The organism is Pseudomonas sp. PS1(2021) (assembly GCF_020405165.1).
Taxonomy (GTDB): Bacteria; Pseudomonadota; Gammaproteobacteria; order Pseudomonadales; family Pseudomonadaceae; genus Pseudomonas; species Pseudomonas aeruginosa.
The window spans coordinates 5714753-5739515 of the sequence record NZ_CP084484.1 but is presented as its reverse complement, the minus strand read 5'-3'; the positions used below and the strand labels follow the sequence as shown (position 1 = coordinate 5739515).

Here is a 24763-nt window from a genome sequence, read left to right as displayed (position 1 = left end):
TCTACCGAAACGGCCGGTCACGATGCTCCGAAATCCGCAGCCTTGCCCTTCGTGGCGCTGGCGGCTCCCCCGAAAACCGTCACGCTCGACGTGCAGAACATGACGTGCGGACTCTGTCCGATCACGGTCAAGAAGTCGCTGGAGAAGGTGTCCGGCGTGAGTGACGTCCAGGTCAATTTCGACCAGAAGACGGCGACCGTCACCTACGATCCCGATAAGGCCCAGCCCGAGGCACTGACTGAGGCGACCGCGAACGCGGGATACCCCTCCACAGTGCAGAAGTGAGGTCACGATGAGCGCCATTGTCCTTGAGTCCGTGCTGACTTGCCCGCGCTGCGGCTTCGCCAAGCCGGAAACCATGCCCACGGACGCCTGCCAGTTCTATTACGAGTGCAGCAACTGCAAGGCGCTGCTGCGCCCCAACCCAGGGGATTGCTGCGTTTTCTGTTCGTTCGGCTCGGTGAAGTGCCCGCCGATCCAGCAGCAGCTTGGGTGTTGCTCATAGCGTTTAGGGGGATCACAGGTCGTCGTCTGGATTACGCAGTGGCCGCAGCTCGCCGCGCGCAACTTCTTTCCGGTACCGCAAAGGAATACCGCCCGAGCATGTTGATGTGCTCGTAGATCAGCGGCGATAGCCGGGCCAAATCCTCTTCCAGCACTGGATAGCCGTGCTGCTTGAGCCGTTCCACGGCCGCCGTCATGTAGAGGGTGTTCCACAGCACGATGATGTGTCACCACCACCAGGCCCAGAGCACCGAGCTGGTCTTCCTGGCCTTCGCGGTAGCGCTGGCGGAGCTCGCCGCGTTTGCCGTGGAACACGGCGCGGGCCAGGCTGTGCCGGCCTTCGCCTCGGTTCAACTGGGTCAGGGTGGCGCGGCGCTTGGACTCGTCGTCGATATAGGTCAACGTGTGCAGAGTCTTTTCGATCCGCCCGAATTCGGCCAGCGCCTGGGCCAGCCGGGTGGGTCTATCTCCCGTTTGCAGCGTGCGCATGATGCCAGTCGCCGGCACCCGGCCGAGTTTGAGCGAGCCGGCCAGGCGCAGCAGGTCGTCCCAGTGCTCGGCGATCAGGTCGAGTTTGACCGACTGGCGGGCCAGCCCGTTGAGCTTGCCGTAGTCCGCGTCCGGGCGCGTGCGCCAGAAGCGGGTACCGCCGACATCGGCCAGCCGCGGACTGAAGTGGTAGCCAAGTAGGCGGAAGAGCCCGAACACCACATCGCTGTAGGCCCCGGTGTCGGTCGGTCATGATTTGCGTCGGCTGCAACTCGGTCTGCTGTTCCAGCACGACCGCCAGCAACACCAGGCTGTCGCGCAGCGTGCCGGGCACGGTGATGGCGTTGAGGCCGGAGAATGGTCGGAAATCAGGTTGTACCAGGTGACACCCCGGCCGGTGCCGAAATACTTCGGATTGGGGCCGGCATGCACGGTGCGCACCGGTACGACGAAGCGCATGCCATCGGCGGAGGCGACCTCGCCGCCACCCCAGACTTGGGCCAGTTCCAGTTGGCTTTGCGCTCCGACCAGGATGGCGTTAGCCGCTGACAGGGTGTCGTCGCGGATATAATTCTGGCTGACCCAGGACAGCCGGTCACGGCGCAGCGCCGGGTTGTCGGTGCGGATCAAGGGCTCCAGGCCGGTGTTGCAGGCCCCGCCCAACAGCACCGCGCAGAGGCTGGTGACCAGGTTGTCGGCGCGTGCATTGCGTTCGGAGACATGGGTGAAGGCCTCGGAAAAGCCAGTGCGGGCGGCGATTTCCAAGAGGATTTCCGGCAGATCGACACGCGGCATCAGGTCAGACACGGCCGCCCGCAGTTGCAGCAACGAGCAGGGCTCGTCCAGCTTGTCCAGCGCCCCGAGCGACAGTTCGGTCTTGCCCTCGGTGTTCTCGCTCAGTTGAATCGCCGGGTTGTCGGGCAGGCGCGCGGCTACTGCCAGCCAGGTTGCATCCAGCTCGACGGACAAGGCGTCCAGGGTGGTTTTGGCGTCGATGGTCAGGCCCAGTGACCGGCAGATGATCGGTCGCGCCGCCAGCCATTCGGCACCGTCGAGCAGGCCAAGGCGCGGGTCGGCATAGCGCCAACTGGGCGAGACGAAGACATCGCGGCGGCGCAGGGCCGTGCGCAGCGCATCGAGCGTGCAGAACACATAGGCACCCATGTCGAGGGAGCCATCTTCGCGGGTGATGTGCTTCTGCCAAGCCTTGGCCACGATCTCCTGCGGCGCGTCATCCTCTGGCTTCCGGCGCGGCAGGTTCAGTTGCAGCCACTCCAGACTAGCCGCCACGCCCTTGCCGGCCGGGCTGAAGCCGAAGCGGATGTGCTTGAGCAGGTCGGGCAGGAAGCGGCGCACGCTGCGGTAGCGCGCTTCCAATGCAAGAAAATAGACGTCATCTACCGGGCGGATCAGCGCGTTGACCTCTTCCAGGGCCTTTTCCAGGGTGGTCCTCGGCAGGTCGTTGAACAGCCGGGCGCGCACGTTGTCATCGCTGATCGAGCTGTCCAGCACGACCTTGCACGCGGCGGCGAGCGTCGCGGCCGACCGATCCAGGTCTTTCAGGCTGCGCATGCGGGCTTTCTTGTCGGCCTTCTCCGCGTTGCTGAACAGGTCGCGCAGCAAGGCCTCCAGGACTTCCAGTGCGTCGTCGTGCGCAGTCGCCTCCAGGCAGAGTGCGAAGGCCACCAGTGTCGCCATCCGCCGCGACGCCGGCAGCCGATTAATCGCGGTGACCTTGGCCGTGTTGGCGAAGCGGGCCAGGGCGGCGATACGGCTGGGAGGGATGTGCGCCGCCGCCGGCAAGGTGATGCCGATGCCGCGCACGTCATCGAGCCGGCGCAGTGCCCGAATCAACGCGGGGCCACTGACCATGACCGGGCCGGAGCGCAATTGATCCAGCCGGGAGCTGCGGTTGCCTTCGGCCACCGTCAGCAAGTCTTGCAGTTGCAATCGCTGTTCCTCAGTCACGCTGCGGCCCAGCGTAAACCAGAGGCGTTCTTCGACCCGACTGCGCAACTGGGCGATAAAGCGCTCTAGTTGAGACACACCAGGCAGGAGGACTTTCTGTGTGAACAGCCACGAGGTGGCTCGCTCAAACAGCACTCCCGGCCGGTCGGTGCCCGTCCAGCAGAGGGCATACAGCCAGCGGCTCAAGCGAAAGCCGATGCCCGGATCGGTGAAATGACGATAGCCAAAGCGGTTCTGAATATCGGTGGCATGTATCCAGCGGCGATGATCGCTATAGCGCTGGAGGCAGTCGGGGTCTGGAATCGCCAGTTGTCGGCAAAGCACCTGCAGGACTTCCACCGGCACGGCGGCGGGCTTGTCCGGCAGAACGCCAACGAAGCGGACGGTGGTCAGCAGAACGGCATAACCCAGACGGTTATGGTTACCCCGCAGCACCTGGATGGCTTCACGGTCTTCATCGCTCAGGTGGAAGTAACGTTCCAGCTCTTCACGGCTGGGCGAATCAACATAGCGGCCAAAACCGTCGCGTTGCTCTTGAGTCAGAAAACCGACCGGCATTGATCACAGCACCTCGACGCAGAACACGGCGGGCGTGACGATCCGCGTGCGTTCGATGTGCCCGCGTTGCAGCAGGCCGGCGCGGCGATCACCGGTTACCAGGTAGTCCGCATCGCCCGCCAAGGCCATGGCCAGCAAAAACGAGTCATCCGGATCATCGGCTTCGACCTCGATGGTCAGGCGCTCCAGTACCACAGCCCGTTGCAGGTTATTGATCATGGCGCCCACCTTGGCGGGCTGTAGGATGGCCTGAAGCTTGGGATAGCGGCTGGCTCGACGAATTTCATCGAGTTGCATCCGCGAGGTCACCACCTCGAAACGCGCCGCCCGCCAGGCACGGTAGATCGCATCGGGCGCGCCATGTGGCGAGATCAGGGCGCTGAACAGGATGTTGGTATCCAACACGACCCGCATCAGCGCTTACGTGCCCAGTCGAGCGCTTCGTCAACCGCGTTGGTCAATTCTGCCTCACTCAGATGGGCGTTAGCGGCCTTGGCCTGCTCAGCGCTCAGCTCCAGGATGTGTGCCCGTACCGCTTCTTCGATGAAGCGCGACAGGTCGCCCTTACGGCCGCCGCCCTGGCTGGCCAGAAACATCCGAAGCGACTGGTCGGTGTCGGCCGAGACGGCGACATTCCAGCGAATGGTATTCATAGCGTTCTCCGCTAATAGGTGTTTGTGTGTTTATACGCCAATCACAAAGGGCGATGCAATGGTTCGACAAAACGAAGGTTTTGCCGAACTCTATCGAGGAATGGCTCGGTTCGTTAAGCTCCCCGCGCTACGGTTCAAATAACTGGTACGCTTAATCAAAGTTCAACTATTACTAACGTAGTCGAGTAAACAGTACTTTTGATGAAGATCGGTTATGCGCGAGTGAGCACTCGGGATCAGAAAGCCGACCTACAAGTCGATGCCCTGAAACAGGCCGGGTGCGAACGCATCTACCAAGACATCGCCAGCGGCGCGAAAAGCGCCCGGCCGGAGTTGGACAAACTGCTGGCCAACGTGCGGCCGGGTGATGCCGTGGTGATCTGGAAGCTGGATCGCCTTGGGCGTTCCCTCAAGCACCTGGTCGAGTTGGTCGGCGAGCTGGCAGAGCGCAAGGTCGGCTTACAGAGCCTGAATGACCCCATCGACACCACCCACGCCCAAGGCCGCCTGGTGTTCAACCTGTTCGCCTCGCTGGCGGAGTTCGAGCGCGAGCTGATCCGCGAGCGGACTCAGGCGGGTCTGTCGGCCGCACGGGCGCGTGGCCGGATCGGTGGCCGTCCCAAGGGCCTGCCAGCCAAGGCTGAGGCCACCGCCATGGCGGCCGAAACCCTCTACCGCGAAGGTCGCCTGAGCGTCAGCGCGATCGGCGAGAAGCTGCACATCTCCAAGAGCACGCTGTACAGCTACCTGCGCCACCGTGGTGTCGAGATCGGCGCGTACCAGAAGAGCGCCAGGTCACGCGACCAGCAGCCTTCGGCCGCGTCGCCGGCAGAGCCGCCCGCCGCCGAGCGGGTGGCCACCGTCACCCTGCGCCTCGCGGTGGTGAATAACAGCAAGTTCGTGCGCGGCCGGAAGCGGGCCACGGAGAACATTGAGCGCTACTGCCTGGAGCCCTATGGCATGAAGCGGCTGGATGCCGGCCACTATGAGTTGACCATTCCGTATCGGAGCGACGATGAGCTGGACAAGAGCGTGCATGACCTGCTGACCGAGATCAGCCAGGAGGCCGACATGCGCAACTGTTTTGTCGAGATGGGCGCCTGGGAAGAAGACACCGAAAAGCGTTGGTAGGGCTTACGTTGGTTTTTGGTTCCATTGCTCCCCAAACCCCAACAAGGACAACAACGTATTCATCCGGCCAATTGCCGAACTGAGCGACACCAACCTGACCGTGGTGACCAGCAAGCGGACGTACTACTTCCTGCTGCACTACATCGGCAGCAATGCCGTCAAAGGCCCTGATGGACAAGTGAAAGAAGAGTTCATCAAGACGCCCTGGAGCATGCGCAAAGCCACGGTAGGCGTCATCTTCAAATACCCGTTTGAAGACATGAAGGTTGCTAACAAAAAGCTCGAAGAACGACGCGTCCGCGAGGCGCTGGCCAAGGGTAATAACGGGCCAGTGAACATCGCCTATACCCGCTCCGATGATGAGAACAGCCTGGAGATCAGGCCGACCCACACCTGGGATGATTTCCGCTTTACCTACTTCGAGTTTCCGGCCAATGCAGCGTTGCCAAACGTCTACATGATTGGCCCGGATGGCAAGGAAACCATCCCGCAGACGCACATCGAGGGCGAGTATTCCAACATCATCGTGGCCGAGACAACGGCGCGTGAATGGCGGGTTCGCCTGGGTGATCGCGTGGTGGGTGTAGTCAATGGCGGTTACAACCCGGCGTTGGGCGCTAGCAAGACCGGCACCAACTCGCCCGTGGTTAAGCGCGTGTTGAAAGGGGGTGAGGAATGAGCCGCGACGTAAATATCGACGAACTGGACACGTTCGAGGACGACCGGGGCGGGTTCGATGGTGGGCCGAAAAAGAAAGTGCCAGGCCTGCGAGCGTTCATCGGCGTGTTGTTCCTGATTGCCCTGTGTCTCATTAGCTGGATCGTCTACAACAATGTGATTGCGCCGAAACTCCAGCAGCAGGAACAGGCCGAAAAAGCCTCGCCCAACAAGGCCAGGAACTTGCCGGGTGTGAGCTTCGCAACCACACCTGCGAACGCCGAGGACGAACCTGCCGAGCAGCCAGCCGAGCAGGCGCAAGCCGCCAGTACCTACCAGCAGCCGGTGCAACCGGCTCAGCCCGCACAGCAGGGCAAGGTCGAGCTAACGCCTGAGCAAAAGGCCATGCAGCGCCGGCTCAGTGCGTCGAGCGGGACAGAGGAAATGCGCTCCCAGGGTGCAGTCGCTACGCCTAGTCGTGGTGAGAAGGCCGAGCCGGTACAAACCAGCAGTGGCAGTTCGGAGTTGGCCACACGCATGAATAGCGCCCGGTACACTGCATCCAGGGCGACACTCATGAAAAACATGAGCATGTCGATAGCCGCTGGCACGATGATTAACTGCGGCACGATCACCGAGCTGGATACCACTGTTCCCGGCTTCGTTTCCTGCCAAGTGTCGAAGGAGGTTCGTTCGGCTGACGGTTCGGTGGTGCTGATCGACAAGGGCGCGAAGATCACAGGCGAAGTCAGTGGCGGCATCCTGATGGGCCAGGCCAGGGCCTTTGTACTGTGGTCGCGGGTTCGCAACCGCGACGGCGCCGTGGCCTACCTCGATGCGCCTGGTACCAACCGCCTCGGTAGCGCCGGCATTCCTGGGCAGGTCGATACCCACTTTTGGGATCGCTTCGGTGGTGCCATGTTCATTTCCGTGTTCAGTGACCTGAGCCGTGGTCTGATGCAGGCCCTGGTGAACTCCACCGACAAGTCGGACAGCGACACGACCGTGAACCTCGACAACACCTCGAACACCTCCGATTCGCTGGCCCGCGAAGTATTGCGCGCCACTATCAACATCCCGCCAACCCTGACCGTCAATCACGGCGAAGCCGTTTCGATCTTCGTGCCGCGTGACGTTGATTTCAGCGATGTGTATGGCCTGGAAATGGTGGAGTGAGGGAGGCACATATGGATATTGCGACCGAGCGCGACCTGGCTTTAGCAGACATGGACATGGCCCTGGCGGCGGCGAACTTCGCCCCGCTGCGGAAGTACCTCGACGATCCAGAAGTGTTCGAGATTCGGGTGAACAAGTTCGGCCAGGTGGTATGTGACACGCCCAAAGGGCGTGTCTTGCACGCCGACCCACGGATCACCTACGACTACCTGTGGGCCTTGAATGACCATCTACTGAGCCTGAACGGACTCGGCCGCACGCCTATCAGCTACGTGAAGTTGCCGGACGGATCTCGGGGGACGTTCTGCTGGCCCCCTGCGACTGTCGAGGGGACCATGCTCATGTCGATTCGTAAGCATTTGCCCGTATCGAAGAGCCTGGCCCAGCTTGCCCAGGAAGGCCGCTTTGCCAAGGTGCGACACCGTAAGCAGTCTGAACAGTTCTCTCTTGAGCCGTTCGAGGAAGAGTTGCTTGCGCTGTTGGAAAAGGGGGACGTGGAAGGCTTCTTGACGCTGGCCGTCAAGACTAAGCGGAACATTGCCGTAGCCGGTCCTACCGGCTCCGGCAAAACCACTCTCACCCGCTCGCTGATGGGGGCGGTGCCTACGGTTGAACGTGTGCTGCTGATGGAAGATACGCACGAAATCGACGATAACCGGCTCGATGAGGTGGGCTATCTGATGTACGGCGAAGGCGACGGGCGAATGTCGGCCCGTGAATGCCTCAAGCTGTGCATGCGCCTGTCCCCGGACCGAATCTTCCTGACCGAGCTGCGCGACGATGCAGCCTGGGACTACCTGGCCGGCGCGAACACGGGGCACCCTGGGGGCATTTTCTCGACGCACGCTGACAGCGCGGCCAGCACTCCTGCGCGTATCGCCACGTTGGTAAAGGCCTCGGAAATCGGTCGGGCGCTCGACTACGACGTAATCATGAAGACCATCAACACCACGTTGGATGTGGTCGTGTACATGGAAAAACGTGAAGTGCTGGAAATCCTGTACGACCCGATGTTCAAGAAACAAGCAATGGCAGCGGTGTAGGAACTCAAGCCGCTTAGCGCCCTGCAGGGCTAAACCCAAGGAGTAGTACGCATGACCGAAGCAACCAATATCTGGACTGCCACCGCCAACGAGATCACCAAGGCGGTACGTGAAAGCCTTATCGGGCTGATGAACTCATAAGTTCAAACTCTCCCGATACTCTCGCAGACCGGACGCGGCCCGCACCTAAGCGATTGCAGTCATCAACCGCGCGGTGGAGAGCGACGACGATTCGGTCGGAGGCAAGGCCTGACCATCAGCACACCTCTCCACGCAACCTTCACGTCGCAGACCGCCACCGTGCAGTTCCTTAGTTATCTAACCATTAGTTTAGTGATGTAAGTATCGGCGCGCAACATTGATGTGGGGCATCCATGGTGGCGAGGAATGGCTTGACCCCTCCGTCATCGACGAATTCGACCCGGACACGCGCGATCTCGAATTCGATATCTATAGTCCGGACTGCCCGAACAAACCACCATTCACCGCTGACTTCATCGCCGCCTTCCGCGAGAGGCAGCGGGCCCGCAATCGCAGAATTACCGCCTGGGCCGAGGAAATGCTTGCCACGCACCGTCGTCGCAACGACGGCGAAACCGAACGCGCCTTCGTCACGCACCGCACGATGTGCGACGTGCGCTGGATTGATCCGACGATCGACCCCAATGGACGCGCGCCGGGGGCATCCTATCTTGGCAATCCACGCACGGTGAACGTGGGACCCGCTGGTTTGGCGCGATTCTCAACCCTGCGCTCGTGGCTGTCGCAATGGTCCTACGACCTATCCAACTCCAAGGCTGCCGTTAACGCGACAAAGATCCATCGGACCCCTGTGCTGCAGATCGAGAATGAAGCGGACGACGCGGTTCCCGCGAGCCATAATCCGATCATTCACAACGCGCTCACCGTTGCGAACAAGGAATTTGTGAGCATCAAGGGCGCGACCCATTTCTACCAGGGCCAGCCCGAACATCTCAGCGCTTGTATCGACGGGATCATCGACTGGAGCCACCGCAACGATTTGTGATCTGGCCGCCGCGATCGACGCGGCGCCTCCGCATTTTCGCTGCGGCGCGGCCGGCTTACGCCGGCCGGTCGCGGATTCCTTGCGGGGATCAGTTGTAGACGGCGTCCCGGATGTCGGACACGAACTTCCCCGACATACCCTCAAAGGCCGTGTTGGTCATGGCCACGACCGTCAGCGCGTTTGCACGATCGATGAACCAGCTATTGCCGTATCCGCCGCCCCAGTGAAGCGTTCCGGGAGACTGCGGCGACGGGACGGCGTGCGGATCTGCAAGCACTGCCCAGCCGAAGCCGAAGCCCCAACCCGGCCCGCAGGCCGCAGCCTGAGGTCCGAGCTGATCGGTCGCCATCATCTCGACTGTTTCAGGCTTCAGGATCGGACCACCCCCGAGCCGGATGGTTTCCAGAAAGTGCAGGACGTCGCCCGCAGTCCCCACCATCCCAGCCCCGCCTGACGGATAGGAGTTTGGATCCAGGATACGGCTCGGCGCGAACGTTAGCGACCCGTTGAAGGCATCCAGAGGCACTACCATGCCGTCCGTGATGCGGACGGGAACGGATTCGCTGTTGAAGTAATTCGTCGCGAGCCGCTCAACATCCGCAACGGCAAAGCCGGTATCGACGATACCCAGCGGATCCGTGACCAGTTTGCGCACAGCATCGCGTAGCGAACCACCGGTAACGCTCTCAACCACCCCTCCCATCACATCGATGCCAAGGGAATAGCGAAAACCCGACCCCGGTGCGGCGGTAAGCGGGGCGGCAGCCAGGCGCCGAAGATTCTCGGATAGCGACAATCCCGGTTGATCCAACCCGTCGGAGACGTCGAGGCGACGATAATGGCCATCGCTCCCTTCCTGAAACGGATAGCCGAGCCCCGATGTGTGCGTGAGCAGATGGCGGATCGAGATGACCGGAACCGATCCATCGGACAGGCGCGGCTGAAAGTCGGGCAGGAAGCGCGTCACTGGATCGTCCAGCCTCACAACACCATCCTCGATCAGGCGCATCACGGCGGCGGTGACAAAGGGTTTGGTCACCGATGCAAATCGGAAAATGCTATCCGTTTGCATCGGCTTTTGCGATTCACGGTCTGCAAATCCCGCCGCGCGGCGATAGGCGATCTTGCCGCCCCGGGCGACGATCACGACCGTTCCCACCAAACGATTGTCGGCGAGAGCATTGTCTATCGCGCGATCCAGGCGATCGGACACATCCGCGCCTTTAAGGCTCATGGTAATTCCAGAGTACATTCAATATTCCTCAAACTAAAGGCGATCATTATTACTGTAAAATTTCAGAGTTCAGCTCAAAACTTCCAGCCGTAGCCGACAGTTACGACACCCATGTTGGTACTAATCTTAGTGCCTTCGCTCGGACCGGTACCTTTTGAGCTTGCACTTAGATTGTACTCATACCCCAGTGTCAACTCGCCATTTTCTTTGAAGTCTCGAGTCACGCCGAAAGTCGCAGCTTTGGGATTTATACCAACTAACAAAGTGTTTTGTAACGTATAGTCCGTGGGGAATTGTCTACGAGTAGTGCTGTAACCTGCTCGAATTGTCCAATCCGGAGAAAGCTCATACGATGCACCAAGCCTGAAGATATCTTGTGAACGCCAACCAAATGTTTCATGGTATGTGTCGCTGTTCTGCCAAGCGATGTGCTTCCAGTCAAGCGCAACCGTCAAGTTATCAATTGGCTTGACCGCCACCCCCAGAGCATACTGTTCCGGTATATCAATCGAACCACCGGTTGTTGAGAGCAAGTCATCCTCATAAGAGTTGTAGTTGCTCATCTTGATTTTACTTGCGTACATAGCCCCTACAGACAGCCACGGCTTGGCCTTCCAGAGCGCTCCGGCTCTCCAACTCGCCCCGTAAGAATATTCAGCGCCGTGAGCTGGATTACTTGCACTACCATCCGGCAAAGGAATTCCCTGTACTTCAAATCGTTGTGCCGCCAATGCAAGTGAAAAGCCAAGGGAAAGCTGGTCTGTTACCTTATAAGCAATAGTTGGAAGGCCAATCACTTGCATGAATGCGCCTTTGGCCCTGTCAACGTTTGGATTAGGGATAAGTGCGTCATCATAACGGAACGACGCCCCGCTGGCCTCCGTAGAGAATCCTAGTGAAAGCCTATCATTGACCTGATAGTTCACCCCGAACTCCGGGATCGGTGCATAATGCTTCCCGCTATGCTTGTTCTCACTGTTAAGAAACTCAGTTTCAGTGTCGGCGTACGCGATCTGGAAATCCCCATCCACTCGACTACCTACTTCAGCCATGCCGGCAGGGTTGTTAGCTGCAGCAATAGCATCTTGAGGAAACGCGACGCTAGCACCTGCCATTCCCGCTGCTTTGGCCCCATAGCCGGTCAGCTGGGCTCCGTTCGCCGCGAAGCAAATACTAGGAATTTGAGACGAGAGCACTACACCTGCAAGGACGAGGAATTTATTCACGACTTATCCTCATTATTTTTATTGATAGAGGCGCGTAGATCAGGCGTGCCCTTTGATCGACAAAAACCTTTGATTAACTAAGGTCTGCTGCGGATCCGGTTGAGGCACTAAGCACCCCTGAGCTGATGCCAGACTGCCAGATTCCAAGAGGTGACGCGCGCACCGAGGTGACCTCGAAATAGGATCTCAGGGACATGCACAATCCGAAAATGCTGGGTGTTGTCCGCCGTGCAGTCCTGAGATAGAGTGAATTTATGCACATGCCTGCCAAAGCACTCGGCATCACTTTTCGGTCATCCCTAGGTGATGTCACCAGGCCTGACCTATAAGAAAAAAGCGACTCCTGAATGCTAAGAAACCGCTCACTGGAGCGATTTCGACGTATACGCAGCGAGAGAGGCCAATAATGGTTATCACTCCAAGTGAAGCTCGAGATAGACGCTGGTCTACCTCTGATGTCGAAAACTCGGCGCCACTGAATGCTTTCGAGGCGGTGGTCTCTACGGAGATTGCTGAGATGTCAGTGGAAAGCACGGTGCCGGACACATTTCGAGCATCGTGGACACGCTATGGCCTCGGCCCCATAGATCTTAATTTTCTAGAGTTCGATTCCCAAAAGACCTCTCGCTCGATAGAAATGGCGAAGCGGGATCAAAGGCCTTTTTTTGGGCTGCTCTATGCCAGAAAAGGCCGCATCCAGGTCTCTCATTGCGGTGAGACCTCCGAGGTTCCCGCCGGCGCGTTCGTACTGCTATCGGTTCAGAAACCTTACTCTCTAGACTTTCCTGACGGCAGCATTTGCTTGACCGCCCACATGCCAGAGGACTGGTTGAGGAAATGGGTACCGGATCCTAACGCTCTGGTGGGAAAACCGCTCGGCGTGGGTGGTACTTGGTCGCTTCCGCTCCAGGGGTTGCTAACAGCCTTCGCTGATGCCGGTTTGGAAACAGCTCCGCTGCCTCGATTCGTGCTGGCAGACCAATTCGGCGCAATGTGCGCCTTAGTCGCGAACGTCAAAGCGCCTGAAAAACATAATTCTGAATTAGCTAATCGCATCCGTCGGTTCATTCTTGAATACTATCCAAACCCCACCCTATCCCCGACCACCATTGCGGGACATCTGGGAATAAGCACCCGCCATCTGCACAGGGTGCTGGCCACTTTCAATCAAACCTACAGCGGCTTGCTGCTTGAGACACGGCTGAACAAAGCAGCTCAACTGCTAGCGACACCGTCACAAGCCATAGTGTCCATCAGCGATATTGCTTGGGCGGTCGGTTTCGTCGACCAAAGCCATTTTGCTCGTCTGTTCAAATCAGCGTTTAAAACCACTCCTTCTCAATACCGTAGTACATCGCTTCGGCAGATATAAGGGCCGCGATGGCGGCACGGCCTGCTTTTCCGGACATGCAATTCACGCGGCTGGTGAGCACTCCTCGCGAACCAATAGGTGCAGGTCTCAACGATGCCATCATGACGGCGCCCCCATCAGAAAAGTGCATCTGACCGAGACTGTCCCTATTGAACGATCTCCATTAACGAATCAAGCACAGCGGTTGTAGATCGTCCAATCAAAGCACTCAGCATCCCACTGTCATCGTATAGCGCGCCTTGTGCCGCCGCAGCATCCGAGTCAGCAAGCAGCGCTGCCAAGCCAGCTGGCAAGCCAATGCTACTCAATACAGCTTCGAACTCAGACTGTGGCAAGTCCTGATAAATCACAGGCTTCTCAGTGTTTTGGCTAATCATCGAAGCCAGGTCGGATAACGTGTAGCTGCTATCCCCTGCCAGTTCATAAACCTTACCAGCCTGCCCCTCAGTGGTCAGAACCACCGCAGCAGCTTCAGCGTAATCTGCGCGCGGTGCTGAGCTGATTCTACCGTCAGCTGCGCTGCCCAGCAGGACGCCATGTTCCAAAGCTGAAGGTACATTTGCCAGGTAGTTTTCGCTGTACCAGCCATTGCGAAGCAATACGTAGGGTATGCCAGACTCTCTCAAGGCTTCTTCAGTATCCCGGTGATCAGCAGCCAACCCCAAACTAGAGACATCAGCATGCAGAACGCTGGTGTAGGCGATGAGTTTAATCCCAGAGGCCTTGGCGGCATCTATAACGGTGCGGTGCTGGGTCGTACGGACTCCCGTTTCATTTGAGGAAATCAGTAGCAGTGTATCAACGCCTTTCAGCGCTTCCGCAAAAGTACCAGGCTCGTTGTAGTCCGCATGACGTAGAGCCACACCCAAACTGACTAACCCTTGAGCCTTACTTGGATCTCTGATCAAGCCAGTGATTTGATCCGCTGAGATGCGCTCGAGCAGACATTTGATGACAAGACGGCCCAGCTCGCCAGAAGCACCAGTGATCGCGATCATTTAAAAATACCTTGATAGGAAGAGGGAGAGTGGTCACCCTAACCGCCAAGCTAACTTTTCGTAAGTACGCACAAAAAGGTAAGTGTCATGGGCCCCACCCCTCCAGTTTCTGAAGCATTCTCGACCGCCGTTCGACGCGGGGATTTACTTAGCGCTGATTGCCCATCTCGTGACGTACTCAAGCACATGACGAGCCGATGGGGCGTGCTGGTTCTGGTGATGCTGTTGGGCGGGATGCACCGCTTCAATGAGCTGCGACGCAAGATAGGGGGAGTGAGCGAAAAGATGCTGTCTCAAACACTCCAAGCACTCGAGCTTGACGGACTGATCGCTCGAAAGTCGCTACCGGTTATTCCGCCTCATGTGGAATACAGCCTGACTCCGTTGGGTCAAGAGGCTGCTCAGCACCTAGAAGTGATGGTTGACTGGATAGAGAATAACCTTCCGGAAATCATGTCTCGACGTCGTGAGGCTCAAGCCTCTTCTCTGGAAAGTCTTGCCTGATACCCGGTATGGAAGAGTGACATTTCTCATTTCCCACAAGTCCATGGCAGTGCAGAACGTGCTTCGCATAACCATTAATCTTGCCTCGCAGTTGGCCCTTCTAGAGATGTGCCATTTCTGCTCCCTCCCCTAGCGCCCTGCCGATTCGACCACGACCTCCTTTGGTCTCTTGGCTCCTAATCGGATGTCCTCTATAGGCGCGCATCTCTTGTGGCTATGAGTCAACCTGAACTCATAACGACGGACACCCTTCGGTTGAAGTCTCTACAAGAATAAGCAGAGGGCCAAAGCTCCTACTGCGTTAGCCGTTTCAGAGGCCAACATGATCTCTCATGAGATTTATCTCTTCTCGCTTCAACTCAACCAAGCCTACTGGGCATGCGCAGATGGAACTGCGGATCGCCATGGGTTGTGGCGAGCCACAAACAGGCGATGTCTACGACCAGCTGCTGCTGATTGGTCGTAGCGGCGTGGAAGAGCTGGTGCCCTCCGTGAGCAAGTTTGGCGCCCGCGAGTTTGAAAGCGTCATGGCCGTGGTCGTGGACCTGCTGGGCGGTGATGGCATTGCCGTGCACGGTGAGCTGCCTATCTGGCTCCGTGTTTACCCCAGCGTGGAAGGCAAGCTCCCTGCCTTCAGTGTCGATGACTGGCGATGGATTCGCCTGTCCTCGATCCAAGAGGTTCAACCCCGCCGCGCAATCGCCATTGGCGAAGATACGTCTAAATGGCAGCTCATGGTCAACGTTGTTGCCAATGGCCAGGTGTACCACGCTACACAGCGCCTGTTCCTCGGCGCATCGGTAGAAAAGCCGGTAGACCGTCTGTTGACGTTGGTTAGCGCCGCTGTGAGTGAAGAACAGCGGCGCCGGATGCAACTGTGATAGTGCGCAGCAAGTAGCACACCCGCACCAAACCAGCCCCGCATTTGCGGGGCTTTTGTTTACCGCTATATCTTGTGCTCGATCAGCTGGCCAGCGACACAAGATGTTGTGTTTCGAGGGGTAATTTTGAAGCAAACAAACTGGACGGTTATTGGTGTGGCCAGATGGTACGACTGGAAGCTGGGCAAGCTTTCCGACCGGGACCTGGCCAAACTGGTCGGAACCAGCGAGGGCAGCATACGCCGCCGACGTGTTCAGTTCGGGATCGAGGTTTACTCGGTCGCGGTGGCCATCGCCCCTTACCAGCACCTGCTGGGCGTGGAGTCGGACAGGTCTGTCTCGGCCAAATGTGGTGTATCGGTGAAGAGTGTCAAAGCTTACCGCGAGTCCCAGGGCATCAAGCCCAGGTCAAAGGCCACACGGCGCATTCAGCGCCTTCCGCTCGATCATCCCGTCAGGCCGTACAAGGGGCGAATAGAGAAAACGGAAATTTTCGTACGCTAAGCGCTCTGTCTGTCAGGTTGAGGTCGTAGAGGTGGACGCTGGAACGTCAGGAAATTCAGAAAGCCATCCTACTCTGACGCGGCCTGAATGGTCGGCCTTACGCCCGGTTGGGGTGTACTTCAACTGGACGCAGTCCATGCCCGTTGCGGCTTACAGCCATCACGCGGGGCTTAGCGTACAAAAAACTCCGTATTCTGCGGGCTCCCCTGCATAGACAGAAGCGTCGATTCGCAGCACAATTAAAACCACGTTATATTTAACTCATTCATCCAATCTCACCTGTTTTTGTGCCTTTCCTGAAATCCGCATCGGCGGCTTTCTTCAAAAGCGGAGAGCCTGATCCGTGTCTTTCCTGACTTCCGTGCATGTGCCTTCGTGCTTCTACGTCTCTGCGGATACGTGGGGTTGCGCATTGGTGCTTTCGTTGGAGGGCGTGAAAGCGCCTCTGACGCTCCACACGTCCGTGGGAGTACAGCCATGACCCCGCTCATCACCGCCGACGAGCGCACGCGCCTGCTGTCCAACGGCCAGGCCCACGTTGCCGGGCAGGACACCGATCCGCAGCCCGTGGTGCGCCTGTTCACGCCAGATGCACATGCCACTTGGCTGCTGGCTTCGCTCGACCCAGCCGATGGCGATACTGCCCACGGCCTGATCGACTTGGGGATTGGCATGCCTGCACTGGGAACTGTGAAGCTGTCCGACCTGGTCGCCATCGTCGGGCCGCGCCAGCAGCCCGTGATGCGGGATCGCTATTTCCAGCCTGTGCGACGGTTGTCGGAATACCTGCAACTGGCCGAAGACAACGGCTCGATCACCGATTGAGCGCCACCGCCAAGCGGGGCGCACTGTGTCTATTTCGGTCTGGTCTGTGACCCGTTCGGTCTGAGTCGGCAGTGTTGCATCGTAGCGGTGCGTGCCTGATCGAAACGGTCATGATGCCTGGCGCGGGCTGCGGCAAGCTGACCGACGCGGCATGCCATTGGAGTGCGTTGCCGCCGTCGCACTCGGACGATTTCAGCAACGCATCAGAGTTCATCGGTCTTGACACTGCCAGTTTACGCTTCACCCATGACGTTTTGACGATGGCCTTGTAGCACGCCGTTTCGCCGTGGCGACGTATTCCCAGCACAGGGAGGTTGCCTCATGGCTGATCGCAGTGCCAAGCCGTGGTATGCCACGGCGGCCTATCTCTACGTTCTGCACCTGGATGGCCCTGCGCTCGCCTGGGAGTACCTTCGCCGCCATCCCGACTACCGGCGCGACTGGCTGCGCCGTCGTCGCCAACCGGATGCTGCCGAGCGCTGGGGGCTGCGCCTGCTGGAAGATCCCGCCCTGGATGCGCGGGACGCGCACCCGGCCTGGTTCCCCGATCACGATGCCGTGGTGCAGCTCTACCCGGATGCCGATCCTCCACCCGACGCCCTGTGCTTTGAGTTCTGGAAGCTACCGGGCCACAAACATCTGATCCATGACGGCAAGCGCTTGGTGCTGGTGGCGCGCTGGGCCGGCTGCTGCCTGCGCTTCGTGCTCGCGCCCGGCTTGGCTGATGGCATGGCTTACGCCTATGCCGTCCGGGCCTGTGCCGTGCCGTGTGCCGGATACCACGCACTTGCCGCCGAGTTGGACAGGCTGGCCGCTGCGGCGGATGCCGCTCCTGTCGCCACTGCGCGGCCTCGGCCTTCGCTAAGCCAGCTTCAGGAAGTGCATACCTTGCAGGCGCTGGATGCGACCCTGGCGGGCGCGTCCTTGCGTGAGGTGGCCGAAGGGCTTTTTGGCGTGGATGCCGTCGTGGCCGACTGGCACAAGGACAGCGCAATGCGCGCTCGTGTACGCCGACTGGTGCGGCGTGGCGAGGCGCTGATGCGTGGAGGCTATCGCAGCCTGGTGCAGCTCCCGCCAGTTGTATCGCAGTAAGGGGGACGTTTTGCCGCCCCTGCATTTCGTCCCTTAGCAAGAAGCCCATCTTTCTTGAAAGTGCCTCTATCCGGCTGCGTGGTGTGGCCGGGCTTGATGGAGGTACTTCCCATGCGACCTGCTCCCTTGCGGCCTGCCGCCGCTGCTGTCGCTGCGCCCGCGCAGCCCCAACGCTATCTCACCAACGACGAAGCCGCCGACTACCTGCGGCTGTCGCCGCGCACGCTGGAGAAACAGCGCGTGATCGGCGGCGGGCCGAAGTTCCGCAAGTTCGGCCGCCGCGTCATGTATGCCGTGAGCGACCTCGACGCCTGGGCCGATGCGCGCAGCTACGCGGCGACTTCCGACCCGGAATATGCCGAGCGGCACGCGGGCGACTACCGTGACGGCCGCTGATCTCTGGCTCGCCGGTGGCCATCGCCATGTCCAGCCCATCGCTGCCCCTGCGGCAGCGACCAGCGCAGCAGCGCGAACAGCTCGACCTGTTCCGCGCTCTGCCGGGCGAGGACATGGCACCGCGCGATGCCCAGGACTTGATGGCCTATCCGTTTTTCTCGCTGGCGAAGTCGCGGCGCACCGCGCCGATCGACTTTCGCAGCGGCAACATCACCATCCGCGTGGAAGGCACGCAGGAGCATGGTATTGCCACCATCTGGGATGCCGACATCCTGATCTGGGCTGCCAGCCAGATCGTCGAAGCCAAGGACGCGGGCATCCAGCCGTCCCGGCGGATGCAGGCCACGCCCTACGAGATCCTGCGCTTCATCGGGCGCGGCAAGTCGCTGCGCGACTATCAGCGTCTCAAGGCTGCGCTCGACCGGCTGCAATCGACCACGGTGGCCACGTCCATCCGCGAAACGACGGGAAGGCGCTTGCACCGCTTTTCGTGGATCAACGAATGGAAGGAACTGGCCGATGCCAACGGCACGCCGCTGGGCATCGAGCTGATCCTGCCGGACTGGTTCTATGCGGGCGTGCTGGACGCTGCTCTAGTGCTGACCATCGACCCGACGTATTTCCGCCTCACGGGCGGCATCGAGCGCTGGCTGTACCGCCTAGTGCGCAAGCATGGCGGCAGGCAGGAACACGGCTGGCAGTTCGACTTCCGGCATCTGCACCGCAAGTCGGGCAGCAGTACGCGATTTTCGGATTTTGCCTACGACCTGCGGGCGCTAGTCGCCCGGCAATCGCTGCCGGGGTACGAGCTGGGCATCGTGCGGACTCCCGAGGACGACATGGAATTGCTGACCTTCCGGCCCGTGCCGCAGACGGCACGGGGATAACAGCGGGACAAGCTGTGGATGGGGTCGTGCTATCAGGAGTAAGAGGTGTCGTGCTATCAGGAGTACGCCTATCGTGCTATCAGGAGTACGAAAACGCCGGAAAGCCAGTAACGGCGCGGGTTTACGATCCCTCTAACATTACTAACTTAAATTCTCTAACTATTGATAGAGAAACAGCATTGCGGTGGACAACTGCCGCAGGCGGAAAAACCAGCCAGAAAAAACTCCAAAAACCACCCCGTTCGGTACCGCAAAAACAGTCCGGTCTTCCAAGCTGGAGGGCCGCGCCATGATCGTCGCCTTGCTCAACCAGAAAGGCGGCGTCGGCAAGACCACGCTCGCCACGCACATCGCGGGCGAACTGGCGCTGCGCGGCCAGCATGTCGTCCTGCTGGATGCCGACCCGCAGGGTTCCTCACTGGACTGGACGCAGCGCAGAAGCCAGCAGGGCTTGCCCCGGCTTTTCAGCGCAGTGGGCCTGGCACGCGAAACACTGCACCAGGAAGCCCCAGAACTCGCCAGACGGGCCGATCACGTCATCATCGACGGGCCACCCAGGATTGCCGCCTTGGCGCGTTCTGCGCTGCTGGCGGCCGAACGGGTGCTGATCCCGGTACAACCCAGCCCCTACGACCTGTGGGCCAGCGCCGAGATGGTGGCGCTGATCCGTGAGGCCCAGGTGTTCCGGCCTGCGCTAAGCGCGGCCTTCGTCATCAACCGGCGCGTCAGTACCACGGTAATCGGGCGCGAAGCACGGCAAGCCTTAGCCGAACAGCCGTTGCCAGCGCTACGCAGCGAGGTGCGCCAGCGCATCGTCTTTGCCGACAGCGTGGCTGCCGGACGATTGGCGCGGGAGACAGCCCCAGATAGCGCTGCAGCGCGGGAAATCACCACGCTGGTCGATGAGCTGCTGCGGTGGCCGTCATGAGCGACAACAGCAACCCACCCAACGGCAAACGCCCGGCCAAGCGGGTCGGCATCGGCGCGCGTCCGCCCGCCAATCCACACGCCGAGGCTTGGATTCGCCAGGGCGACGTGGATGCGCTCAACAAGGGCGACCTCTACACCGCTCGCCTGACCCTCGACATCACGCCCGCCATGCGTGCACGCATCAAGGTGTCGGCCTTCACGCAAGGCGTGACCGTGGCCGACTTGCTGCGTGGTTTGCTGGAGCGCGAGTTTCCAGAACACCGCAGGGAGAACACGCCATGACCACATCCGCATTGTCTGCTGCCGCACCTTCCGCCATCGCGGTCACGGCTGCGCAAACAGCACCGTCCAGCCAACCCGCCAGCGCGCCGTTGACGCGCGTATCGCTCGCCTACATCGAACCGCGTTTCAAGCTCTACCTGCGCTTCGGTGCACCAGCGCGCGCGCTCCAGCTCGATCGCTGGCGGCGCTGTGCCATGTTCATGCCGGATGCAATGCTCTGCCGCGTTCGTTGGCAGGCCAACGACTACGGCACGATCCGCTGGCAGCTCATGGTGATGCAGGCTGCTACACCGCTTGATGCCGTGCAGCGCATCCCCGGTGTGCAGCCGGGCGCGCGTCTGCTGCTGCACGCCGAAGGCGACGCCAACGTGCGCGCCGTGCTGGAACGCATCGACGCCATCGAAGCGCTGGGCATCGCCGCCATCGACGTGTCGCCCGCGTACTGGCGCACGCTGGGCAACCGTCTGGCGGCTCGCCTGCCGCTCCCCCAATACACCGCCGAGCGGCACGCCGCCTGGTTGGCCGGAAGGGCGCTGCCATGACGGCCCATCCCACCACCGCACACACACCCAAAGCCGCGCCGCTTCCTCGCTCGCGCCTGCGCGCTCGCCTCGTGCTGGCGAGCTTCGCCTCCGTCGGTCTCGCTGCGCTGGCCTGGGCGGCTTTTGTGCAGCCGCTGCCGCGCTTGATCTACAACCCGTCTGACAGCGTTCCGGTCGGCTGGTATCGCGTCGATCCGCAGCGCCACGGCGCCGATTCGCTGCCGCGTCCCTTGTCCGTGGGCAGCGTCGTCCTGACCTCATTGCCGCCAGATGTAGCTGCGCTCGCTGCGCAGCGCGGCTACCTGCCGACTCGCGTTCCGCTGCTCAAGCGTGTGGGCGCGGTCGCGCCGCAACATGTCTGCATCCTCGGCGGACAGGTACGCATCGACGGCGTGCCAGTGGCCGTTGCGCTGCCTGCCGACCGGCTGGGCCGACCGCTGCCAACCTTGCAGCTTTGCCGCCGCCTCGAACCGGGCGAGCTGTTCCTGTTGAGCGTGACCAATCCGGCATCGTTCGACAGCCGGTATTTCGGGCCAGTCAGTGCATCCGCCACGATCGGCGTTGCGCATCCTGTCTGGATGGAGACACGCCCATGATGGTCGCCAATTCACTGCACGTTGCCGTGCCTCTTGTCGTGCTATCAGGCGCGTTGTTTTGCAGGTCTTCGCCGTGTCGTCTCGCGTGCAGTACGGGTGCCAATCTTCCGCATTGGGCACCGCACTTCGCGCAGCCGTCCAACGTGCAGGCGTCTTGCCTCGAACGCGCCCAGCCTGCGGCCATTGGCGCGTTCGCCGGCGGGCTGGCTGCTGGTGCAGCAGCGCCGCCGGGCCGCCGACGCCCGGAGCGACAGCGAAGGGCAAAGGCGGAAGGCAAGACAAAAGGACGCGGCACCGGGGCGCGTCGAAAGCCAGTCTGCACATGGGGGTGGCGCGGCACGGAGCGGCTTCGCCACCGTGCTGCGTGGGGCGCGAGGCCCGCGCCAATGCAGGCATGTCCGCGTGCTTCACACGACAGGACACGCCATAGCTTGCGGGGAGCGCAGCCATGACCGACCACCGCGACGACGATTTCCGGGTGCGTCCGAGCGCCCCGAAGAACCGGGGTAAGGGCCAAGGCCAGAGTTTCGTTTCCAAGGTGCTCAAGCAGGCTGGCAAGGCCAGCGGCGGCAAGTCGGTGGTGAGCCATTCCGCAGCCGGTGGCAGCGGCGCACGCTCAGGCCAGCGGCCCGGCTCACGGCTTGGGCGCGGCCATACGGCGGCGCGTTTCGCCGGGGCGAAGCTGACGCCTCTGTCGCGGCGCGTGACCATCAAGACCCTACTGGTCAATCAACGCAACGCCAGCCCGCAGTCGCTCGCCAAACACCTGCGCTACATCGAGCGCGACGGCGCCGGCCGCGATGGCGAACCGGGCCGGGCCTATGGGCCGCAGACCGACGAAGCCGACCTGGATGTTTTCAAGGAGCGGGCCGCCGACGACCGGCACCATTTCCGCATCATCGTCTCCCCGGAGGACGGGGCCGAGCTGGACGACCTGCGCACCTACACCCGGCATCTGGTGAACCGGATGGAAGCCGACTTGGGGACGCGGCTGGATTGGGTGGCGGTGGATCACTGGAACACCGACAACCCGCACACGCACCTGATAGTGCGCGGACGCGACGACACCGGCAAAGACCTCATCATCGCGGGCGACTACATCGCCCACGGCTTCCGCCACCGGGCCGCCGAGCTGGCGACGGAGTGGCTGGGGCCGCGCACCGAACTGGAAATCCAGCAGACCTTGCAGCGCGAGGTGGAACAGGAGCGGTGGACGAGCCTCGACCGCACGTTGCAGCGCGAGGCCGGCGAGGATGGCCGGGTGCAGATCGAACGCTTCAACGAACCTCGGCTGCAACGCCAGCGCCTGCTGCTGGTCGGCCGCCTGCAACGCTTGCAGCGTCTGGGCTTGGCTGACGAGACGCAGCCGGGCACCTGGGCCGTCCATGCGGACGCGGAGAAGACCTTGCGCGCCCTGGGCGAGCGTGGCGACATCATCCGCACCATGCAGCGGGCCATGAGCGGCCAGCCGCGCGAGCTGGCGGTGTTCGAGCCGGGCCAAGATGACAATGAAAGTGGCCGAACCATCGTCGGCCGCGTGGCCGCCAAGGGGCTGGCCGACGAGCTGCGCGACCGGGGCTATCTGGTCATCGACGGCGTGGACGGCAAGGCCCACTACGTCGCGCTCAATGCCCGCGATGAGCTGGCGAACTATCCCACCGGAGCCGTGGTTGAGGTGCGCGGTTCCGCCGAAGTACGGGCGGCCGACAAGAACATCGCCGCACTGGCAAGCGATGGCCTGTACCGCACCGATCACCACCTGGCGATCGAGCAAGGCCGCGTCAAGCCCGGACGCAACCCGCAGGAGGTTGTCGCCGCCCACGTTCGGCGGCTGGAAGCCCTGCGCCGGGCGGGCATCGTGGAGCGCGTGGCCGAAGGGCTATGGAAGGTGCCGGACGACCTGGCCGAGCGTGGCCGCCAGTACGACGCGCAGCGCCTGGGTGGCGTGGCCGTGGAAATGAAGTCCCATCTTCCCATCGAGCGGCAGGCCCGCGTGATCGGGGCCACTTGGCTCGACCAGCAACTGATCGGCGGCGGCAAAGGGCTGGGCGATCTGGGCTTTGGCGGCGACGTTAAGCAAGCCATGCAGCAGCGCGCCAACTTCCTAGCCGAACAGGGACTGGCGGAGAAGCGCGGCCAGCGCGTGATCCTGGCCCGCAATCTGCTGGCGACGCTGCGCAATCGGGAACTGACGCAAGCCGCGAAGGACATTGCCGCCGAGACCGGCCTGGAGCATCGCCCGGTCACGGACGGTCAGCGTTTGGCCGGTATCTACCGGCGCTCGGTCATGCTCGCCAGCGGGCGTTACGCCATGCTCGACAACGGCAAGGGGTTCAGCCTCGTGCCGTGGAAGCCGGTGATCGAACAGCGGCTGGGGCAGCAGCTCGCTGCGACAGTACGCGGCGGCGGGGTGTCGTGGGAGATTGGACGGCAGCGTGGGCCAACGATTGGATAACGCTATCGACTCATCATTCACCGTCAGCGGTTTTGAGCTGCTGCGCATACACCACCAACCGTAGGTGCCGGTCTTCGTCAACCGTCAATGATGTGTGCTCAAACGGTTCGGCCTGACCGTTGATGACCATTTTGCGCACGCCGTTGCAGGACGCATGCACATCATGCGTCCGCCACCACGCCTTGAACTCCGGCGACACCCGTTCCAGCTCATCCACCAGTTCATGAATGTCCGCTTCCTGCGTGGCGCGGGCGAAGTCACGGCGGAAGCTGGAGAGCATCAGCGGGGCTTGTGCTTCCCATTCGTGGAAACGGGCATGCAGGGCCGGATCGGTGAACAGCAGCCAGAGCAGATTGCGCCGCTCGGGCGTGTGCTTGCCGAAACCGAAAAGTGCATCAGCCGGTGCATTGAAGCCCAATACGTCCCATCGCAGATTGAGCACGAAGGCCGGGTGCGGTAAATCGTGCATCAGGCGGCGCACCATCGGCGGCAGCACGCACCAGGTCTTGCCCGGTTCGGCGGGCGGCCGTTCGTGGGCCAGCAGGAACAGGTGGCGGCGTTCGGCAGCATCCAGTTTTAGCACCCGCGCCAGGTTATCCAAAAAGGTGGCCGACACGCCAATGTCGCGCCCCTGTTCCAGCCATGTGTACCAGGTCAGACCAACACCGGCGAGCGCGGCGACTTCCTCGCGCCGCAGTCCTGGCGTGCGGCGGCGGCCACCGCTGGGCAAGCCCACGTCGGCAGGCGAAAGGCGTTCGCGGTGCGCCCGCAGGAAAGCCGCCAGATCGGAGCGGGTTCGTTCCAGAGTTCGCATCATTTATCTCGTTGTTTTA

General features: G+C 61.2%; 27 protein-coding genes and 1 pseudogene. 20 read left to right on the top strand and 8 right to left on the bottom strand.

What is annotated here, in order from left to right:
• Positions 1-99 precede the first annotated feature (99 nt).
• Together LE197_RS27335 and LE197_RS27330 are read left to right on the top strand one after the other, a co-directional pair.
• On the top strand, positions 100-285 hold the full coding sequence (locus tag LE197_RS27335) for a heavy-metal-associated domain-containing protein (protein WP_154212027.1): 186 nt from the start codon (positions 100-102) through the stop codon (positions 283-285).
• Between the two features lie 7 nt (positions 286-292).
• Positions 293-505 (top strand): GDCCVxC domain-containing (seleno)protein, encoded by a 213-nt coding sequence (locus LE197_RS27330; RefSeq protein ID WP_003089113.1) that lies wholly within the window; start codon positions 293-295, stop codon positions 503-505.
• A 31-nt stretch (positions 506-536) separates the two neighbouring features.
• On the opposite strand, the gene LE197_RS36960 is transcribed toward LE197_RS27330, so the two are convergent.
• From LE197_RS36960 to LE197_RS27315, 4 genes and pseudogenes are all read right to left on the bottom strand, one after another.
• Complete coding sequence (locus LE197_RS36960) at positions 537-701, bottom strand: transposase (RefSeq protein ID WP_264086488.1); 165 nt, start codon at positions 699-701, stop codon at positions 537-539.
• 94 nt (positions 702-795) lie between these two features.
• Positions 796-3519: pseudogene (locus tag LE197_RS27325) on the bottom strand (Tn3 family transposase); the annotation flags it as partial.
• A 3-nt stretch (positions 3520-3522) separates the two neighbouring features.
• The gene (locus LE197_RS27320) at positions 3523-3933 is read right to left on the bottom strand and encodes a putative toxin-antitoxin system toxin component, PIN family (RefSeq protein ID WP_003150546.1); all 411 of its coding nucleotides are present in this window, start codon (positions 3931-3933) and stop codon (positions 3523-3525) included.
• A complete protein-coding gene (locus LE197_RS27315; protein WP_003089107.1) occupies positions 3933-4172 on the bottom strand; it encodes a ribbon-helix-helix domain-containing protein in 240 nt (79 codons plus the stop codon). The genes LE197_RS27320 and LE197_RS27315 overlap by 1 nt, the downstream gene beginning before the upstream one ends.
• 201 nt (positions 4173-4373) lie before the next feature.
• Here LE197_RS27315 and LE197_RS27310 point away from each other — a divergent pair, with 201 nt between their 5' ends.
• The 5 genes from LE197_RS27310 (at position 4374) to LE197_RS27290 (ending at position 9206) form a co-directional block, all read left to right on the top strand.
• Positions 4374-5303 (top strand): recombinase family protein, encoded by a 930-nt coding sequence (locus tag LE197_RS27310; RefSeq protein WP_003150544.1) that lies wholly within the window; start codon positions 4374-4376, stop codon positions 5301-5303.
• On the top strand, positions 5257-5982 hold the full coding sequence (locus LE197_RS27305) for a TrbG/VirB9 family P-type conjugative transfer protein (RefSeq protein ID WP_226033761.1): 726 nt from the start codon (positions 5257-5259) through the stop codon (positions 5980-5982). The genes LE197_RS27310 and LE197_RS27305 overlap by 47 nt, the downstream gene beginning before the upstream one ends.
• The gene (gene virB10 / locus LE197_RS27300; RefSeq protein WP_054882047.1) at positions 5979-7136 is read left to right on the top strand and encodes a type IV secretion system protein VirB10; all 1158 of its coding nucleotides are present in this window, start codon (positions 5979-5981) and stop codon (positions 7134-7136) included. Before LE197_RS27305 ends, virB10 begins: the two co-directional genes overlap by 4 nt.
• Before the next feature lie 11 nt (positions 7137-7147).
• Entirely contained in the window at positions 7148-8179 is a 1032-nt protein-coding gene (locus LE197_RS27295; protein WP_054882046.1) for an ATPase, T2SS/T4P/T4SS family, read from the top strand.
• Positions 8180-8540: 361 nt separating this feature from the next.
• Positions 8541-9206: a hypothetical protein gene (locus LE197_RS27290; protein ID WP_226033760.1), complete on the top strand. Its 666-nt coding sequence runs from the start codon at positions 8541-8543 to the stop codon at positions 9204-9206.
• Positions 9207-9294: 88 nt separating this feature from the next.
• On the opposite strand, the gene LE197_RS27285 is transcribed toward LE197_RS27290, so the two are convergent.
• On the bottom strand, positions 9295-10440 hold the full coding sequence (locus tag LE197_RS27285) for a serine hydrolase domain-containing protein (protein ID WP_226033759.1): 1146 nt from the start codon (positions 10438-10440) through the stop codon (positions 9295-9297).
• Between the two features lie 74 nt (positions 10441-10514).
• Positions 10515-11666 carry an OmpP1/FadL family transporter gene (locus LE197_RS27280; RefSeq protein ID WP_226033758.1) on the bottom strand — a complete coding sequence of 384 codons (1152 nt, stop codon included), beginning with the start codon at positions 11664-11666 and terminating at the stop codon, positions 10515-10517.
• Between the two features lie 406 nt (positions 11667-12072).
• Between LE197_RS27280 and LE197_RS27275 the strand changes: the two genes are divergently transcribed.
• Positions 12073-13038 (top strand): AraC family transcriptional regulator, encoded by a 966-nt coding sequence (locus LE197_RS27275; RefSeq protein ID WP_226033757.1) that lies wholly within the window; start codon positions 12073-12075, stop codon positions 13036-13038.
• Positions 13039-13184: 146 nt separating this feature from the next.
• On the opposite strand, the gene LE197_RS27270 is transcribed toward LE197_RS27275, so the two are convergent.
• On the bottom strand, positions 13185-14036 hold the full coding sequence (locus tag LE197_RS27270; protein ID WP_226033756.1) for an SDR family oxidoreductase: 852 nt from the start codon (positions 14034-14036) through the stop codon (positions 13185-13187).
• Between the two features lie 87 nt (positions 14037-14123).
• Here LE197_RS27270 and LE197_RS27265 point away from each other — a divergent pair, with 87 nt between their 5' ends.
• From LE197_RS27265 to LE197_RS27210, 12 genes are all read left to right on the top strand, one after another.
• Positions 14124-14540, top strand: coding sequence for a winged helix-turn-helix transcriptional regulator (locus tag LE197_RS27265; protein WP_226033755.1), 417 nt, complete (start codon positions 14124-14126; stop codon positions 14538-14540).
• Positions 14541-14872: 332 nt separating this feature from the next.
• Positions 14873-15421 carry a hypothetical protein gene (locus tag LE197_RS27260; protein ID WP_226033754.1) on the top strand — a complete coding sequence of 183 codons (549 nt, stop codon included), beginning with the start codon at positions 14873-14875 and terminating at the stop codon, positions 15419-15421.
• A gap of 126 nt (positions 15422-15547) precedes the next feature.
• Complete coding sequence (locus LE197_RS27255; RefSeq protein ID WP_224397002.1) at positions 15548-15925, top strand: hypothetical protein; 378 nt, start codon at positions 15548-15550, stop codon at positions 15923-15925.
• A gap of 477 nt (positions 15926-16402) precedes the next feature.
• A complete protein-coding gene (locus LE197_RS27250) occupies positions 16403-16750 on the top strand; it encodes a DUF2958 domain-containing protein (RefSeq protein WP_126071253.1) in 348 nt (115 codons plus the stop codon).
• A 321-nt stretch (positions 16751-17071) separates the two neighbouring features.
• Complete coding sequence (locus LE197_RS27245; protein ID WP_126071255.1) at positions 17072-17842, top strand: DUF2285 domain-containing protein; 771 nt, start codon at positions 17072-17074, stop codon at positions 17840-17842.
• A 111-nt stretch (positions 17843-17953) separates the two neighbouring features.
• The gene (locus LE197_RS27240) at positions 17954-18238 is read left to right on the top strand and encodes a helix-turn-helix transcriptional regulator (protein ID WP_011241663.1); all 285 of its coding nucleotides are present in this window, start codon (positions 17954-17956) and stop codon (positions 18236-18238) included.
• A 26-nt stretch (positions 18239-18264) separates the two neighbouring features.
• Positions 18265-19125 carry a replication initiator protein A gene (locus tag LE197_RS27235; protein WP_126071256.1) on the top strand — a complete coding sequence of 287 codons (861 nt, stop codon included), beginning with the start codon at positions 18265-18267 and terminating at the stop codon, positions 19123-19125.
• A gap of 289 nt (positions 19126-19414) precedes the next feature.
• The gene (gene parA, locus LE197_RS27230; RefSeq protein ID WP_126071258.1) at positions 19415-20053 is read left to right on the top strand and encodes a ParA family partition ATPase; all 639 of its coding nucleotides are present in this window, start codon (positions 19415-19417) and stop codon (positions 20051-20053) included.
• Positions 20050-20337, top strand: coding sequence for a chromosome partitioning protein ParB (locus LE197_RS27225; RefSeq protein ID WP_126071259.1), 288 nt, complete (start codon positions 20050-20052; stop codon positions 20335-20337). The genes parA and LE197_RS27225 overlap by 4 nt, the downstream gene beginning before the upstream one ends.
• Entirely contained in the window at positions 20334-20879 is a 546-nt protein-coding gene (locus LE197_RS27220) for a DUF2840 domain-containing protein (protein WP_126071260.1), read from the top strand. The genes LE197_RS27225 and LE197_RS27220 overlap by 4 nt, the downstream gene beginning before the upstream one ends.
• Positions 20876-21475, top strand: coding sequence for a S26 family signal peptidase (locus LE197_RS27215; protein WP_126071261.1), 600 nt, complete (start codon positions 20876-20878; stop codon positions 21473-21475). The genes LE197_RS27220 and LE197_RS27215 overlap by 4 nt, the downstream gene beginning before the upstream one ends.
• A 448-nt stretch (positions 21476-21923) precedes the next feature.
• Positions 21924-23930: a relaxase/mobilization nuclease and DUF3363 domain-containing protein gene (locus tag LE197_RS27210; RefSeq protein WP_226033753.1), complete on the top strand. Its 2007-nt coding sequence runs from the start codon at positions 21924-21926 to the stop codon at positions 23928-23930.
• 13 nt (positions 23931-23943) lie between these two features.
• Here the strand turns inward: LE197_RS27210 and LE197_RS27205 are convergent, their stop codons facing one another.
• Positions 23944-24744: a helix-turn-helix transcriptional regulator gene (locus tag LE197_RS27205; protein WP_019439189.1), complete on the bottom strand. Its 801-nt coding sequence runs from the start codon at positions 24742-24744 to the stop codon at positions 23944-23946.
• Positions 24745-24763 lie beyond the last annotated feature (19 nt).